At 73.2% G+C, this 13,478-nt stretch carries 15 protein-coding genes; 6 read left to right on the top strand and 9 right to left on the bottom strand.

Annotation, left to right across the window (positions count from 1 at the left end):
• Positions 1 to 119: 119 nt before the first annotated feature.
• Positions 120 to 563 (bottom strand): hypothetical protein, encoded by a 444-nt coding sequence (locus tag ACRWND_RS03745; protein ID WP_431945808.1) that lies wholly within the window; start codon positions 561 to 563, stop codon positions 120 to 122.
• 136 nt (positions 564 to 699) lie between these two features.
• Here ACRWND_RS03745 and ACRWND_RS03740 point away from each other — a divergent pair, with 136 nt between their 5' ends.
• On the top strand, positions 700 to 1,479 hold the full coding sequence (locus tag ACRWND_RS03740) for an SDR family oxidoreductase (RefSeq protein ID WP_431945806.1): 780 nt from the start codon (positions 700 to 702) through the stop codon (positions 1,477 to 1,479).
• Between the two features lie 166 nt (positions 1,480 to 1,645).
• Here ACRWND_RS03740 and ACRWND_RS03735 read toward each other — a convergent pair whose 3' ends face one another.
• From ACRWND_RS03735 to argC, 6 genes are read right to left on the bottom strand one after another with little or no spacing between them, the layout of a single operon-like run.
• Positions 1,646 to 2,182 (bottom strand): arginine repressor, encoded by a 537-nt coding sequence (locus ACRWND_RS03735; RefSeq protein ID WP_431945804.1) that lies wholly within the window; start codon positions 2,180 to 2,182, stop codon positions 1,646 to 1,648.
• Between the two features lie 7 nt (positions 2,183 to 2,189).
• Entirely contained in the window at positions 2,190 to 3,407 is a 1,218-nt protein-coding gene (locus ACRWND_RS03730) for an acetylornithine transaminase (protein ID WP_431945802.1), read from the bottom strand.
• A complete protein-coding gene (gene argB, locus ACRWND_RS03725) occupies positions 3,404 to 4,351 on the bottom strand; it encodes an acetylglutamate kinase (protein WP_431945800.1) in 948 nt (315 codons plus the stop codon). The genes ACRWND_RS03730 and argB overlap by 4 nt, the downstream gene beginning before the upstream one ends.
• Positions 4,348 to 5,499 carry a bifunctional glutamate N-acetyltransferase/amino-acid acetyltransferase ArgJ gene (gene argJ / locus ACRWND_RS03720; protein ID WP_431945798.1) on the bottom strand — a complete coding sequence of 384 codons (1,152 nt, stop codon included), beginning with the start codon at positions 5,497 to 5,499 and terminating at the stop codon, positions 4,348 to 4,350. Before argJ ends, argB begins: the two co-directional genes overlap by 4 nt.
• A complete protein-coding gene (locus ACRWND_RS03715) occupies positions 5,496 to 5,684 on the bottom strand; it encodes a hypothetical protein (RefSeq protein WP_431945796.1) in 189 nt (62 codons plus the stop codon). The genes argJ and ACRWND_RS03715 overlap by 4 nt, the downstream gene beginning before the upstream one ends.
• Positions 5,681 to 6,709 (bottom strand): N-acetyl-gamma-glutamyl-phosphate reductase, encoded by a 1,029-nt coding sequence (argC, locus tag ACRWND_RS03710; RefSeq protein WP_431945795.1) that lies wholly within the window; start codon positions 6,707 to 6,709, stop codon positions 5,681 to 5,683. The genes ACRWND_RS03715 and argC overlap by 4 nt, the downstream gene beginning before the upstream one ends.
• Before the next feature lie 364 nt (positions 6,710 to 7,073).
• On the opposite strand from argC, the gene ACRWND_RS03705 reads away from it, so the two are divergent.
• The gene (locus ACRWND_RS03705; RefSeq protein WP_431945793.1) at positions 7,074 to 7,817 is read left to right on the top strand and encodes a 3-oxoacyl-ACP reductase family protein; all 744 of its coding nucleotides are present in this window, start codon (positions 7,074 to 7,076) and stop codon (positions 7,815 to 7,817) included.
• Between the two features lie 128 nt (positions 7,818 to 7,945).
• On the opposite strand, the gene ACRWND_RS03700 is transcribed toward ACRWND_RS03705, so the two are convergent.
• Positions 7,946 to 8,710, bottom strand: a complete 765-nt coding sequence (locus ACRWND_RS03700; RefSeq protein WP_431945791.1) for a LysR family substrate-binding domain-containing protein — start codon at positions 8,708 to 8,710, stop codon at positions 7,946 to 7,948.
• Between the two features lie 59 nt (positions 8,711 to 8,769).
• Here ACRWND_RS03700 and ACRWND_RS03695 point away from each other — a divergent pair, with 59 nt between their 5' ends.
• The 3 genes from ACRWND_RS03695 to ACRWND_RS03685 all read left to right on the top strand — a co-directional run bounded on the left by ACRWND_RS03695 (position 8,770) and on the right by ACRWND_RS03685 (position 10,654).
• Positions 8,770 to 9,165, top strand: a complete 396-nt coding sequence (locus ACRWND_RS03695; RefSeq protein WP_431945789.1) for a DUF5997 family protein — start codon at positions 8,770 to 8,772, stop codon at positions 9,163 to 9,165.
• A gap of 445 nt (positions 9,166 to 9,610) precedes the next feature.
• Entirely contained in the window at positions 9,611 to 10,354 is a 744-nt protein-coding gene (locus tag ACRWND_RS03690; protein WP_431945787.1) for a nucleotidyltransferase domain-containing protein, read from the top strand.
• A 93-nt stretch (positions 10,355 to 10,447) separates the two neighbouring features.
• Positions 10,448 to 10,654 (top strand): DUF1918 domain-containing protein, encoded by a 207-nt coding sequence (locus tag ACRWND_RS03685; protein WP_431945785.1) that lies wholly within the window; start codon positions 10,448 to 10,450, stop codon positions 10,652 to 10,654.
• Positions 10,655 to 10,720: 66 nt separating this feature from the next.
• Here the strand turns inward: ACRWND_RS03685 and ACRWND_RS03680 are convergent, their stop codons facing one another.
• Positions 10,721 to 12,034, bottom strand: a complete 1,314-nt coding sequence (locus ACRWND_RS03680; protein ID WP_431945783.1) for a glycoside hydrolase family 10 protein — start codon at positions 12,032 to 12,034, stop codon at positions 10,721 to 10,723.
• A gap of 557 nt (positions 12,035 to 12,591) precedes the next feature.
• Here ACRWND_RS03680 and ACRWND_RS03675 point away from each other — a divergent pair.
• Entirely contained in the window at positions 12,592 to 13,443 is an 852-nt protein-coding gene (locus ACRWND_RS03675; protein ID WP_431945781.1) for a 3-hydroxybutyryl-CoA dehydrogenase, read from the top strand.
• Positions 13,444 to 13,478 lie beyond the last annotated feature (35 nt).

The raw sequence follows: 13,478 nt of genomic DNA, 5'->3' as shown, positions 1-13,478 counted from the left end.
GCAGGTCAGCGACAAGTCGACGGATTCTCGCGGTGCCGCGTGAGGGCCGCGGCATCCGATCCGGCCGCCCGCGGCAGGGCCGCAGGGCCGTTCTCCGGGCCCCGACGCCGCCCGTGGTGTCAGTCCCCCGCTCCCCCGGGGCGCAGGGCCGCGCGCAGCACCGCGGTGACGTCGATGCCGGGGTCGGCTGCGCGCAGGATCCGGGCGGCCTGGCCGATCACCTCGTCGCAGGCCTCCGGGGGCGCGGCCTCGAGCACGGCGCGCACCCAGGCGGGGACTCTGTCGGCGCCCACGGGCGGCGGGGTCTCCCACGGCAGCGGCTGCCCGCCGCTGGCGTACGGGGCGACGGGGAGCCCGACCCGCTCGGGATGGACGCACACCGGCACACCGACCGCGGTGAACCGGTGGCCGGTGACCGGATCGAAGGGGCAGTCCCTCGAGGGGCGCGCGACGACGTCGAACCCGCCGCCGGGCAGGCGCAGGGAGGGGCAGACGCCGCACACCGGGCGGCCGTCCCGGGCGAATGCCGCGCCCTGCTCCGCCATGTCGTCGTGCTCCGCCATGTCGTCACCCTGCCTTCCCTGCGGTTGCCCGCACGGTACGCGAGGCGGGCGCGCGTCCGTGGACGCCAGGGCGGGGCGCCTCCCGCGAAGTTGAGCGCTTGACGGTCGGCTGTCCCCACCGGCGAGAATGCGTCGCATGGATCTGCAACTGAACGGCAAGGTCGTGCTGGTCACCGGAGGGTCCGACGGCCTCGGCGCCGCCCTGGTCCGGCGGCTGGCCGCCGAGGGCGCCAGGGTGGCGCTGTGCGGACGGAACCCCGAGCGCATCGAGCACGTGGTGAAGGAGGCCGGAGCCTTTGGCGCCGACGTACTGGGCCTGCCCGCCGACGTGACCCGTCCGGAGGACCTCGAGCGCTTCGTCGCCGCCGCCGACGAGCGATGGGGACGGATCGACGCCGTGGTCAACAACGCGGGCCGCAGTGCGGCCGGGCTCCTCGAGAGCCAGGACGACGCGGTGTGGGAGGAGGACCTGCAGCTGAAACTGCACGCCGCGGTACGGCTGACCCGGCTGGCCCTGCCCCGTCTGCGCGCGGCGGGCGGCGGCGCCGTCGTCAACACCCTGGCGGTGTCGGCCAAGGCCCCCGGCGCGGGGAGCATCCCCACGTCGGTCTCCCGGGCGGCCGGCCTCGCGCTGACCAAGGCGCTGTCCAAGGAGCTCGGGCCCGACAACATCCGGGTCAACGCCGTTCTCGTGGGCCTGGTGGAGAGCGGCCAGTGGGTCCGGCTGGCCGCCGAGCGCGGGATCGCCGTCGAGGAGCTCTACGCCACGATGGGCCGCGACTCGGGCATCCCCCTGGGCCGGGTGGGCCGCGCCGAGGAGTTCGCGGACCTGGTGGCCTTCCTGCTGTCCGACCGGGCCGCCTATGTGACCGGCGCGGGCATCAACCTCGACGGCGGCCTGAGCCCCGTCGTCTGACCGGCCCCGCGGCCGGCCTCGTGGCGTTGCTGTCCCCGGTGAGCGCGCCGATCTCGATCTCGGGGGCGAGGACTGGCTGCACAGTGACGAGGTGATCAGCCGGCTCACCGCGAGCGAGCTGGAGAAGCGGCGGCGCGCTCCCTGCGGCAGCCGGGGGCCGACAGGCCTAACTGCCCGCGGCCAGGCGCAGCAGGTGGTCGGCGACCGCCTGCCCGCCGGCCGGGTCGCGGCTGATCAGCATGACCGTGTCGTCGCCCGCGATCGTGCCGAGGATGTCGTACACCTCGGCCTGGTCGATCGCGGAGGCGAAGAACTGCGCGGCGCCGGGCGGCGTGCGGACGACCACGAGGTTGGCCGAGGCCTCCGCGGAGATCAATAGCTCACCGGCGAGGCGGCGCATCCGCTCCTCCTTCACCGACTCGCCGAGCGGCGCCATGGGGGTGCGGAAACCTCCCTCGCTGGGCACGGCGTAGATGAGCTCGCCGTTGTTGGTGCGGATCTTCACCGCGCCCAGTTCGTCGAGGTCGCGGGAGAGCGTCGCCTGGGTGACGCTCAGCCCGTCGTCGGAGAGCAGCTTGGCGAGCTGGCTCTGGGACCGCACCGGCTGTCGGTTCAGGATGTCCACGATCCGCCGGTGGCGTGCCATCCGGGTCTGCGGTACGGCGGCGGTTCCCCCGCCGGCCTGCTGCTGCGCCTCGCTCATCGCTGTGTCATTCTCCGGATCGCGGTTCCCTTGCGGCGTGTGCGGCGTCGAGGACACCTGGCAGCGCCCCCAGGAACGCGTCCACCTCGGCGTCACCGAGGATCAGCGGCGGGGCGAGCCGCACCGTGTCGGGTACGGCGGCGTTCACCAGGAGTCCGGCGTCCTGAGCCGCCTTCTGCACCTGCGCGGACAGCGGCTCGGTGAGCACGATACCCAGCAGGAGCCCCGCACCGCGTACATGATCGACCAGAGGATGGCCCAGCGCCTCGACGCCCTGGCGCAGCCTCTCTCCCTGGCGCTTGACGTTCTCCAGCACGCCGTCTCCGGCGATGGTGTCCAGGACGGCGAGCGCCGCGGCACAGGCCACCGGGTTGCCGCCGAAGGTGGTGCCGTGCTGGCCGGGGGTCATCAGGTCCGCGGCGGGGCCGAAGGCGAGGGTGGCGCCGATGGGCAGTCCGCCGCCGAGCGCCTTGGCGAGGGTCACGACGTCCGGCTCGACGCCCTGCGCCTGGTGCTCGAACCAGTGGCCGGTGCGGCCGATGCCCGTCTGCACCTCGTCCATCACGAGCAGGGTGCCGGTGGCGCGGGTGATCTCCCGCGCGGCGGCGAGGTACCCGGCGGGCGGCACGATGACGCCGTTCTCGCCCTGGATCGGCTCGATCACGACGAGCGCGGTCTCCTCGGTGACGGCGGCGCGCAAGGCGTCGGCGTCACCGTACGGCACATGGGTGACGTCCCCGGGCAGCGGGCGGAAGGACTCCTGCTTCTTGGGCTGCCCGGTGAGCGCGAGCGCGCCCATGGTGCGGCCGTGGAAGCCGCCGTCGGTCGCCACCATATGGGTGCGGCCCGTCAGCCGGCCGATCTTGAAGGCGGCTTCGTTGGCCTCGGCGCCGGAGTTGCAGAACAGCACGCGCCCGGGGCGGCCCGACAGCTCGAGCAGCCGCTCGGCGAGGGCGACCGTGGGCTCGGAGATGAAGAAGTTGGAGACGTGGCCGAGGGTGGCGATCTGCTCCGATACGGCCTGGACGACCGCGGGGTGGGCGGTGCCGAGGGCGTTGACGGCGATGCCGCCGAGGAAGTCCAGGTACTCGTTGCCGTCGGCGTCCCAGTAGCGCGCGCCCTCGCCGCGGACCAGGGGCAGCCGCGGGGTGCCGTAGTTGTCCATCAGGGAGCCCTGCCAGCGCTTGGTGAGCGCCTCGTTCCCCTGGCCGTCGGTGCCGGTCATGCCCGTTCCCCTTCGTTCCGCGATGTGGTCCCGTCGCCCGCCGCGCCATCGCCGTCAGGCACCACCATGGTGCCGATTCCCTCGTCAGTGAAGATCTCCAGCAGGATCGAGTGCTGGACCCTCCCGTCGATGACCCGGGCGGTCCGGACCCCGTTGCGCACGGCGTACAGACACCCCTCCATCTTCGGCACCATGCCGCTGGACAGCTCGGGCAGCAGCTTCTCCAGCTCGCTGGCGGTGAGCCGGCTGATCACCTCGTCACTGTGGGGCCAGTCCTCGTAGAGTCCCTCGACGTCGGTGAGGACCATCAGCGTCTCCGCGCCGAGCGCGGCCGCGAGAGCGGCGGCGGCGGTGTCGGCGTTGACGTTGTAGACGCCTGTCGCGTCGGCGGGGTCGGCGCTGCGGGCGATGGAGGAGACGACCGGGATGCGGCCGTCGTCCAGCAGCGCCTGGATGGCGCCGGTGTCGATCCCGGTGATCTGCCCGACCTGGCCGATGTCGACGGCCTCGCCGTCGATCACCGGGCGGTGCCGGGTGGCGCTGATGGTGTGGGCGTCCTCACCCGTCAGGCCCACGGCGAGCGGGCCGTGCTGGTTGAGCAGATTGACCAGCTCACGCTGCACCTGCCCGGCGAGCACCATGCGGACGACGTCCATGGCCTCCGGGGTGGTGACCCGCAGGCCGGCCTTGAACTCGCTCACCAGGCCCTGCTTGTCGAGCTGCGCGCTGATCTGCGGGCCGCCGCCGTGCACCACGACCGGCTTGAGGCCGGCGTGCCGCAGGAAGACGACGTCCTGCGCGAAGGCCGCCTTCAGTTCCTCGTCCACCATGGCGTTGCCGCCGAACTTGACGACGACGGTCCTGCCGTGGTGCCGGGTCAGCCACGGCAGGGCCTCGATCAAGATCTGCGCCTTCGGCAGGGCGGTGTGCTTGCGGGTGCTCATGAGCTGTAGGCGCTGTTCTCGTGGACGTACTCGGCGGTCAGGTCGTTGGTCCAGATGGTCGCGCACTCGGTGCCGGCGGCGAGGTCGGCGGTGATGCGGACCTCGCGGTAGCGCATGTCGACCAGCTCGCGGTCCTCGCCGACGGAACCGGACTTGCAGACCCACACCCCGTTGATCGCCACATTGAGGCGGTCGGGTTCGAAGGCCGCGGAGGTGGTGCCGATCGCCGACAGCACCCGGCCCCAGTTGGGGTCCTCGCCGTGGATGGCGCACTTGAGGAGGTTGTTGCGGGCGATGGAGCGGCCCACCTCGACGGCGTCGTCCTCGGTCGCGGCGTTGATCACCTCGATCTTGATGTCCTTGGAGGCGCCCTCGGCGTCGCGGATCAGCTGACGGGCCAGGTCGGCGCAGACCTGCTCGACGGCGGCGGCGAAGGCCTCCGCGTCGGGCGTGATGCCCGAGGCCCCGGAGGCGAGCAGCAGCACCGTGTCGTTGGTCGACATGCAGCCGTCGGAGTCGGTCCGGTCGAAGGTGGTGCGGGTGGCGGCGCGCAGTGCCGTGTCGAGGGCGGCGGAGTCCACGTCGGCGTCGGTGGTGAGGACGACCAGCATGGTGGCCAGGCCAGGGGCGAGCATCCCCGCGCCCTTGGCCATGCCGCCGAGGGTCCAGCCCGGGCCCTCGTGCACGGCGGTCTTGTGGACGGTGTCGGTGGTCTTGATGGCGATGGCCGCCTTCTCACCGCCGTGCGGGGAGAGCTCGGCCGCCGCCTTGGCGACGCCCGGCAGCAGCTTGTCCATGGGCAGCCGTACGCCGATCAGCCCGGTGGAGCAGACGGCGACCTCCCCCGCGCTCTGCCCGAGGGCCTCGGCGACGGCCTCGGCGGTGGCGTGGGTGTCCTGGAAGCCGAGCGGGCCCGTACACGCGTTGGCGCCGCCGGAGTTGAGGACGACAGCGGAGACCTGTCCGCCCTTGAGGACCTGCTCGGACCACAGGACGGGGGCGGCCTTGACCCGGTTGGAGGTGAAGACGCCGGCCGCGGCGAGCCGCGGGCCGTTGTTCACCACGAGGGCGAGGTCCGGGTTGCCGTTCTCCTTGATCCCGGCGGCGATGCCCGCCGCCGTGAATCCTTGTGCTGCCGTGACGCTCACTGTGTCGTCTCCTTGTCCGCGTATGGGCCGACGCACCGCAGGGGCGCGGTCGTCGCCATGGTGTCGGTGCGCGGCCCGGGCACCGGGGCCGTGCCGCCCGCGTCCGCGCCCGTGTCACAGGGCGCGGCCCGGGTGAGCAGTACGGCGACGGCGCGGCGGGCGCGGGCGGCGGGGCGGCGGGTCATGGCGCGACCCCCGCGGTGCTCAGACCGAGCCCCTCGGGGAGGCCGAGGGCGATGTTCATGCTCTGCACGGCGCCGCCGGCGGTCCCCTTGGTGAGGTTGTCGATGGCGCCGACGGCCACGACCCGGTCGGCGGCCTCGTCGTACGCCACCTGGACCAACGCGGCGTTCGAGCCGTACACGGCGGCGGTGGCGGGCCACTGGCCCTCCGGGAGCAGGTGCGCGAACGGCTCGTCGGCCAGCGCTTTCTCGTAGGCGCCCCGGACGGCCTCGGCGGTGGTCCCGGGCCTGGCCCTCGCGCTGCAGGTGGCGAGGATGCCGCGCGGCATCGGCGCCAGCGTCGGGGTGAAGGACACGCTCACCCGCTCGCCGGCCACGGCGGAGAGGTTCTGGATCATCTCGGGGGTGTGCCGGTGCGTGCCGCCGACCCCGTAGGGGGTCATGTTGCCCATGACCTCGCTGCCCAGCAGGTGCGGTTTGGCCGCCTTGCCGGCACCGGAGGTGCCGGACGCGGCGACGACCACGGCCTCGGGCTCGACCAGGCCCGCCGCGTAGGCGGGGAAGAGCGCCAGCGTGACCGCGGTGGGGTAGCAACCGGGCACCGCGATGCGCTTGGACCCCTCCAGCGCGGCGCGGGCACCCGGCAGTTCCGGGAGGCCGTACGGCCAGGTTCCGGCGTGCGGGGAGCCGTAGAACCGCTCCCAGTCCGCGGCGTCCGACAGGCGGAAGTCGGCTCCGCAGTCCACGACGAGCGCCATGTCGCCGAGCTGCTCGGCGACGGCGGCCGACTGCCCGTGCGGCAGGGCGAGGAAGACGACGTCGTGCCCGGACAGCGCCTGCGCGCTCGTCGCCTCCAGCACGCGGTCCGCCAGCGGCAGCAGATGCGGCTGAAGGCCGCCAAGGCGCTGCCCGGCGTTGCTGTTCCCGGTGAGCGCGCCGATCTCGATCTCGGGGTGGTTCAGCAGCAGGCGCAGGATCTCCCCGCCCGCGTACCCGCTCGCTCCCGCCACCGCTGCACGGAATGCCATGGACCCTCCTCGTCGATGGCATGACTATACGGTGCACGGAACTTTTATGCAAAATCGCCCGCCGGTTTCCAGCCGCCGCGGTTGCGACGGAGACATGCAGTCGACCCATGGAGCCTGCCGGCTGGCAGACCTTGGCCCCGTCCGGAGATGGCATGTGGCGCCAGAAGATCAAGAAGGACGCGACACCGCCGGACCGGTGAGCATGTCCCGACAGGGGCCCTCGGCGGGCCGGCGCACCTCGTGGGTGAGGTGCGCCACCAACAGCAGCGCCTTTCGCGGGGACTGACAACCCCTCGGTTATTGTTTGACGCAGCAACAAAAATGCCAGGCGGTTCCTGTGTGGTCCGCCGAGAGGAGAGCACGCATGGCGCGGCGACTGTCAGGCAAGAACGCTCTGGTCACCGGGGCCTCGCGGGGGATCGGAGCCGGCATCGTGCGCCGGCTGGCGAGCGAAGGCGCGCGGGTGGCCTTCACCTATCACAAGTCCCAGGACAAGGCCGAGGCCCTCGTCGCGGAGGTGGAGGCTTCCGGTGGCCGCGCCCTGGCCCTCCAGGCCGACAGCGCCGACCGGGCGGCGGTCCGCGCGTCCGTGGAGACCGCCGTCGCCTCATTGGGAGGTCTCGACATCCTGGTGAACAACGCCGGGGGCGCTCATGTGGCGCCCCTGGACGGCTTCGCGCAGGAGCACTACGACTGGATGCTGGCGGTCAACGTCACCGCTGTCTTCACCGCCATCCAGGCGGCCATCCCCCACCTCGGCCGAGGCGGACGGATCATCAACATCGGCAGCGTCACCGGTGACCGCATCCAGATGACCGGGCTCGTCCCCTTCGCCATGGTCAAGTCGGCGGTGAAGGGCCTCACGCGAGCGGCTGCCTTCGAACTCGGGCCGCGGGGCATCACCGTGAACAACATCCAGCCCGGCCCGACGAACACCGACGCCAACTCGGAGTCCGGCCCCTACGCGGAGACCGTGACGGCGATGATCCCGGTCGGGAAATACGCCCAGCCCTCGGACATCGCAAGTGCGGTGGCCTACCTCGCCAGTCCCGAGGCCTGGTTCGTCAACGGCGCGAGCTGGAAGATCGACGGAGGCCACGCCCTCTGACCGCCGCTTTGACGAGCGCGCGGCCCGGTCACCCGGCAGCCGTCGCGGGCCCTCGAACGCCGCGTCCGTCACAGAGGCGTCGTCCCGCGTGATCCCCGGAGCCCTGGCGTCTCGCGGGACGACTCGGTCTACGACCGGCGGCGGGGCTTGCCCCGCTTCGCGGAGCGGGGGGTCTTCGCGGACGTCCGGCCGGCGGACCTGCCTGACGCGGGCTTCCCGGTGGCGGGCTTGCGGCGGGCGGCGCCCTGGTCGGCCTTCTTGTTCGGCTCCGCCTGGCCCTGGGTCCGGCCGCGCGTGCTGTTGACGGTACGCCCGCGCACGATGCCGATGAAGTCCTCGACGCGGTCGGTCGTGGTGTCCTCGCGCCACGACAGCGCCACCCGTGACTGCGGGGCGTCGGTGACCGGCCTGTAGGTGAGGTCCCGCCGGTGGTGCAGCCGCGCCAGCGACATCGGCACGACCAGCAGCCCCACGCCCGCCGCGACGAGCTCGATCGCGTCCGCGGTCGTGGCCGGGCGCTCGATCGCGGGCCGCCCGGGCGGCGCCTCCCAGTCCAGGGTGTCGTCGAGGGGGTGGAACACCACGTCGTCGGCCAGGTCCGCCAGGGACACCTCGTCGGCGGCGGCCACCAGGTGGTCCTTGGGGACGACGACGACCGTCGCCTCCGTGTAGAGGGGGATGGCGCTGAGGTCCGTCCGGTCGATCGGCAGCCGGACGAAGCCGGCGTCCGCGTCGAGGCCGCGCAGCATCCCGGGAGCCTCGGCGGCCGGGACCATGACCAGGTCCAGGGGGACGTCCGGCAGCCGCTCCTGCCATATCCGCACCCATTTGGCGGGGATCACGCCCGGTACGTAGGCGAGGCGGAACGAGGGGGGAGCTTCCGAGCCGGTCATCCGGCCAGGCTACCCCGGCACTGGTCGGGGGCTGTGCCCGCGATCGATATCCTGGGGGCATGACGTCGCACCACTCCACCCAGACCATGAAGCCCGCCACGGCGGCCAAGAAGCTGGGTGTGTACCTCGAGGCCACCCCCGCCGAGTTCCGGGAGGGCGTCGTGTCGCGCGACGAGCTGAACGCGCTCCAGGCCGACCCGCCGCAGTGGCTGCAGGACCTGCGCCGCAACGGCCCGCACCCGCGCCCGGTCGTGGCGGCGAAGCTGGGGGTCTCCATCTCCGGTCTCGCCCGCGGCGGGGTCACCGAGGCGCTCACGACGGAGCAGATCGAGGCGCTGAAGCAGGAAGCCCCCGAGTGGCTGGAGAAGGAGCGCGCCACCCAGGCCGAGGTCCGCAAGGAGGCCGCCCGTCTGAAGGAGCGCGACGCCGAGCGCTCCCGCGCCGCCGGCGCCTGACGCCTCCCGGCGCCGGGAGCCTGTCCGCGCGCCGAGGAGCTGCGGCTGAGGTCTGCACCTCGCGACAGCCGAGGGCCCTCATGACGGGCCGGGTCGTGGCGGGTCGGGCCATGGGGGCCCTGGCCATGCGCGGCGGGTGCCTTGCCACTCCCCTCGCCCCAGGCGACAGGGGCCGGATTCCAGGTGGCGGCCAGGCGCGCCGGCCTCGCCGCATGGTGCACTCTGGCAGCCAGGCCGCGGGGTTCCCTGTCACCAGGCGCCCCTGGACGTCGTCGTCGCGCACGGCCTTCAGGCACTCGTCGCACAGCCCGCCGCGCCGACCCCGGGGCGGCGGGCCGAGCGCCGTTCGACGGCTTGCACGGCTCCGCCATGGCCGCCTCGGCGGCCCGCGAGGTCCTCCGCCATGTGCCGCCCCCATCGGCAGCCGAGCGCGTAGGGTCCCCGCATGGACGATCCGCTCGGCGCGGCCCGCGCCCTCCTCGCCGAACGCTTCCCCGACGCTCTGGCCGGGTTCCTCGGCGGGTCGACCGCCCGCGGCGAGGGGACGGCGACCTCCGACCTGGACGTGGTCGTCGTCCTCGGCCCGCCCGCCGCGTGCCGCGCGGAATCGCTCACCTGGGGCTCCTGGCCGGTCGAGCTCTTCGTGCACACCCCCGAGTCGGCGCACGCCTTCATGGGCTGGGACCGCGACCGCGGCAGCGGCACGCTGGCGTTCATGTGCGCGCGCGGCGCCATCCTGCTCGACCGCGACGGAACCGCCGCCCGGCTGCGCGATTCCGCGGAACGCATCCTCGCCGCCGGGCCGCCCCCGGTCGCGGACGCGGTACGCGACCACCGTCGCTACCACGTCACCGACCTGCGCGACGACCTGCTCGGCGCACGGGACGAGGACGAGCTCCTCGCCGTCGCCGCCACCCTCCTGGACCGTGCCGCCGAGCTCCTGCTCGGCACCCGGGGACATTGGCGCGGTGGCGGCAAGTGGCTGCCCCGCCGGTTGCGCGAGGCCGAACCGGAACTCGCCGGGCTGCTCCTCGGCGGCTACCGCGACCTCGTCCGCGGCGGCTCGCGCGAGCCCTTCGCAGCGGCGGTCGACGCGGTGCTGCACGCCTGCGGCGGCCCCCTGTGGTCGGGCTACCGGCGCACCCCCGACCCGCGCATGCTGGCGGAACTCGGCCTGCGACCGGACTGAGCCCCGGTCCGTGCCCGGGGGTGCGGAGCGGACGCCCGAATCTAGACTGGAGGGGCAAAGCTGCGGACCGCCGAGTTCTCAGGAGGTCTACCGATGCACGCGAACAAGGGTGACCGGGTCAGGCAGCACGGGCGGGTCGTCGGCCAGCACGACAAGGTGGCCGAGATCGTCGAAGTGATGGGGCCGGGCGGCGAACCTCCGTACCGCGTCCGGTACGACGACGGGCACGAGTGCATCCTGTCCCCCGGACCGGACTCGACGGTGGAGAGCGGACGGGGCAAGCCGCCCCCCACCGGCTGAGCCGCCCCCACCGGGCCACGCGGACCGCGGCCGTCGTACGACACGGCCGCGGCTTCCGGTGTGCCGCTACGCCGACGATCCCCTGGCGGGCGTGCGGACCCGCGTCGGATAGTGGTCGGCGACGACCCGGGACATCGCGCCGATGGGGTCGGCGGCGACCTCCTTGGCGGAGAAGAAGACATGGCCGCGCACCTGGGGGTGCCTGCGGGCGAGCTCGAGGTGGCGGGAGAGTTCGGCCGGGTCCTGCCAGGCCGCCGCCTCCCCGGCGGAGCCCGCGCGGTACAGCGCCTCCCCGATGTAGAGGTGGACGCCGGTGCCGTCGACGACGTCGGCCCACCAGGCCACGAGCGTGGCGTAGTCGGCGACGTCGAAGCCGATGTTCCAGTACACCTGCGGCACGATGTAGTCGATCCAGCCCTCGCGCACCCAGCCGCGGGTGTCGGCGTAGAGGTCGTCGTACGTCTGCACCCCGCCGCGGGTGGCGGAGCCGCGCGGGTCCGTGCGCTGGTTGCGCCAGACCGCGAAGGGGCTCACGCCGAAGCGGGTGGTGGGACGCAGCGCCTTGACGCGGGCCGCGGTCTCGCTGACGAGCAGGTCGATGTTGCCGCGCCGCCAGGAGGCGCGGTCGTCGAAGCCCGCGCCGTAGCGGGCGAAGGCATCCTCGTCGGCGAAGGACCGGCCGGCGACCGGATAGGGGTAGAAGTAGTCGTCCCAGTGCACGCCGTCGACGGGGTAGCGGCGAACGGCGTCGAGCATGGCCTCCTGCACGAAGCGGCGCACCCGCGGAATCCCGGGGTTGTAGTACAGCTTGCCGCCGTACGTGACGATCCAGTCCGGATGGACGCGTGCCGGGTGGTCCGGGGCCAGCCGCCGCGGGTCGGTGTGGGTGGCGACCCGGAAGGGGTTGAACCAGGCGTGCAGTTCCAGTCCCCGGGCGTGCGCCTCCGCAACGGCTGTGCCGAGCGGGTCCCAGCCGGGGTCGCGTCCCTGGACCCCGGTCAGGTACTGCGACCAGGGCTCGTACGGGGACGGCCACAGCGCGTCGGCGGTCGGCCGGACCTGCATGACGACCGCGTTGAGGCGCCGCTCGACGGCGAGGTCGAGGTAGCGGAGGAGTTCGTCGCGCTGCCGGCTCGCCGGGAGCCCTCGGGCGGAGGGCCAGTCGCGGTTGGCGACCGTCGCCAGCCACATCCCGCGGAACTGCCCGGCCGCCGCGCCCACTGCTCCGGCCGTCCCGGAGGGTTCCCTCGCTCCCGAGGGGCCGCCGGCCACGACCGTCCCGTCCGTGCCCCTCGCGCCCGCTGCCGGGCCCGCGGCGAGAACGGCGCCGACGGCCCCGGCGGCGCCCGCGGCGAAGGTCCTGCGTGAGAGTGGGCGCATGAGTGTCCCCTGATTCCCCGTCACTTCCGTATGGCGCTGATACTGGGGCGGATCGGTCCGTCCGGCAACCTGCCCGGAGCCGGACGGGTCGGGGCGCTCGGGACCCCTTGGGTCCCGTCCAGCGGTCGGTCACCAAGGTGCTGGAACGCTACGGCTACCGCGTCGTCTCGGCCGCCGACGGCCTGACCGGACTCGAGATGTGGCATCGGGCTGTGCCGCCGGAACCGGGAGACCAGCATGGACCCGACGTCCCGCACATCCCGCACATCCCGCACACCCGCAATGGTTCCGTCGGGTCGCGGCTGTCCCGTCGCGGCGGTCGTGCCGTCCGGGCAGGCCCCGTCCGTTCCCGGACGGCACGTGGCCCCGTCGTCGCGTCCGGTGCGGCGCCCCGGCGACCGCGCGAACACCGGCCGCCGGGGCGGCGTCGCTCCCCGGCCGGGCAGCCCTTGCGGGAACCCGGACCGGTGGGCCGGCCGGGTGTAATGTCGAGCGGGCTGGTCCGGGCCCCACGAACGGTCCGGGTCTCCATCTCGCGATCAGGGAGAGGCGGGGCGTTGAACGACGACATCCGTTGTGTCGGTGTGGTGGGCTGCGGCCAGATGGGCGCGGGTATCGCCGAGGTGTGCGCCCGGGCCGGACTGGACGTCCGGGTGGCGGAGACCACCGGCGAGGCCCTGGAACTGGGCCGGACCCGGCTGACGAACTCGCTCCGCAAGGCGGCGGAGCGCGGCAAGATCACCGTGGAGGAGCGCGACGCCGCGCTGGAGCGCCTCACCTTCACCACCGATCTGGGCGACTTCGCCGACCGCGACCTGGTCATCGAGGCCGTCGTCGAGAACGAGCAGGTCAAGACCGAGATCTTCCATGTGCTCGACCAGGTGGTGACCCGCCGCGACGCGATCCTGGCCTCGAACACCTCCTCCATCCCGCTGGTGAAGCTGGCGGTGGCGACCTCCCGCCCGGAGCAGGTGATCGGCATCCACTTCTTCAACCCGGCGCCGGTGCAGAAGCTGGTCGAGCTCATCCCCGCCCTCACCACGGACGACCAGACGCTGGTGCGCGCCGAGAAGCTCGTCACCGACGTGCTGGGCAAGCACCCGATCCGCGCCCAGGACCGTGCGGGCTTCGTGGTCAACGCGCTGCTCATCCCGTATCTGCTGTCGTCGATCCGGATGTTCGAGGCCGGCATCGCCAGCCGGGAGGACATCGACAACGGCATGGAGATGGGCTGCGCCCACCCGATGGGCCCGCTCAAGCTCTCCGACCTGATCGGGCTGGACACCGTGGCCTCGGTCGCGGAGTCGATGTACGAGGAGTTCAAGGAGCCGCTGTACGCCGCTCCCCCGCTGCTGCAGCGCATGGTCGACGCCGGCCGGCTGGGCCGCAAGAGCGGCCACGGCTTCTAGGACTACCTGTAGTCGCACCTCCGCACCGTCCGGCC

The organism is Actinacidiphila sp. bgisy167 (genome assembly GCF_965342175.1).
In the GTDB taxonomy this organism is placed as follows: Bacteria; Actinomycetota; Actinomycetes; order Streptomycetales; family Streptomycetaceae; genus Actinacidiphila.
The sequence above is the reverse complement of the archived record's forward strand: the minus strand, read 5'-3'. Positions and strand labels throughout refer to the sequence as shown.

What these genes read in the sequence shown, in the direction of transcription:
- ACRWND_RS03745 (WP_431945808.1), bottom strand. Translation starts at nt 563, where the DNA reads ATGGCGGAGCACGACGACATGGCGGAGCAGGGCGCGGCATTCGCCCGG.
- ACRWND_RS03740 (WP_431945806.1), top strand. Translation starts at nt 700, where the DNA reads ATGGATCTGCAACTGAACGGCAAGGTCGTGCTGGTCACCGGAGGGTCC.
- ACRWND_RS03735 (WP_431945804.1), bottom strand. Translation starts at nt 2,182, where the DNA reads ATGAGCGAGGCGCAGCAGCAGGCCGGCGGGGGAACCGCCGCCGTACCG.
- ACRWND_RS03730 (WP_431945802.1), bottom strand. Translation starts at nt 3,407, where the DNA reads ATGACCGGCACCGACGGCCAGGGGAACGAGGCGCTCACCAAGCGCTGG.
- argB (WP_431945800.1), bottom strand. Translation starts at nt 4,351, where the DNA reads ATGAGCACCCGCAAGCACACCGCCCTGCCGAAGGCGCAGATCTTGATC.
- ACRWND_RS03715 (WP_431945796.1), bottom strand. Translation starts at nt 5,684, where the DNA reads ATGACCCGCCGCCCCGCCGCCCGCGCCCGCCGCGCCGTCGCCGTACTG.
- argC (WP_431945795.1), bottom strand. Translation starts at nt 6,709, where the DNA reads ATGGCATTCCGTGCAGCGGTGGCGGGAGCGAGCGGGTACGCGGGCGGG.
- ACRWND_RS03705 (WP_431945793.1), top strand. Translation starts at nt 7,074, where the DNA reads ATGGCGCGGCGACTGTCAGGCAAGAACGCTCTGGTCACCGGGGCCTCG.
- ACRWND_RS03700 (WP_431945791.1), bottom strand. Translation starts at nt 8,710, where the DNA reads ATGACCGGCTCGGAAGCTCCCCCCTCGTTCCGCCTCGCCTACGTACCG.
- ACRWND_RS03695 (WP_431945789.1), top strand. Translation starts at nt 8,770, where the DNA reads ATGACGTCGCACCACTCCACCCAGACCATGAAGCCCGCCACGGCGGCC.
- ACRWND_RS03690 (WP_431945787.1), top strand. Translation starts at nt 9,611, where the DNA reads ATGGACGATCCGCTCGGCGCGGCCCGCGCCCTCCTCGCCGAACGCTTC.
- ACRWND_RS03685 (WP_431945785.1), top strand. Translation starts at nt 10,448, where the DNA reads ATGCACGCGAACAAGGGTGACCGGGTCAGGCAGCACGGGCGGGTCGTC.
- ACRWND_RS03680 (WP_431945783.1), bottom strand. Translation starts at nt 12,034, where the DNA reads ATGCGCCCACTCTCACGCAGGACCTTCGCCGCGGGCGCCGCCGGGGCC.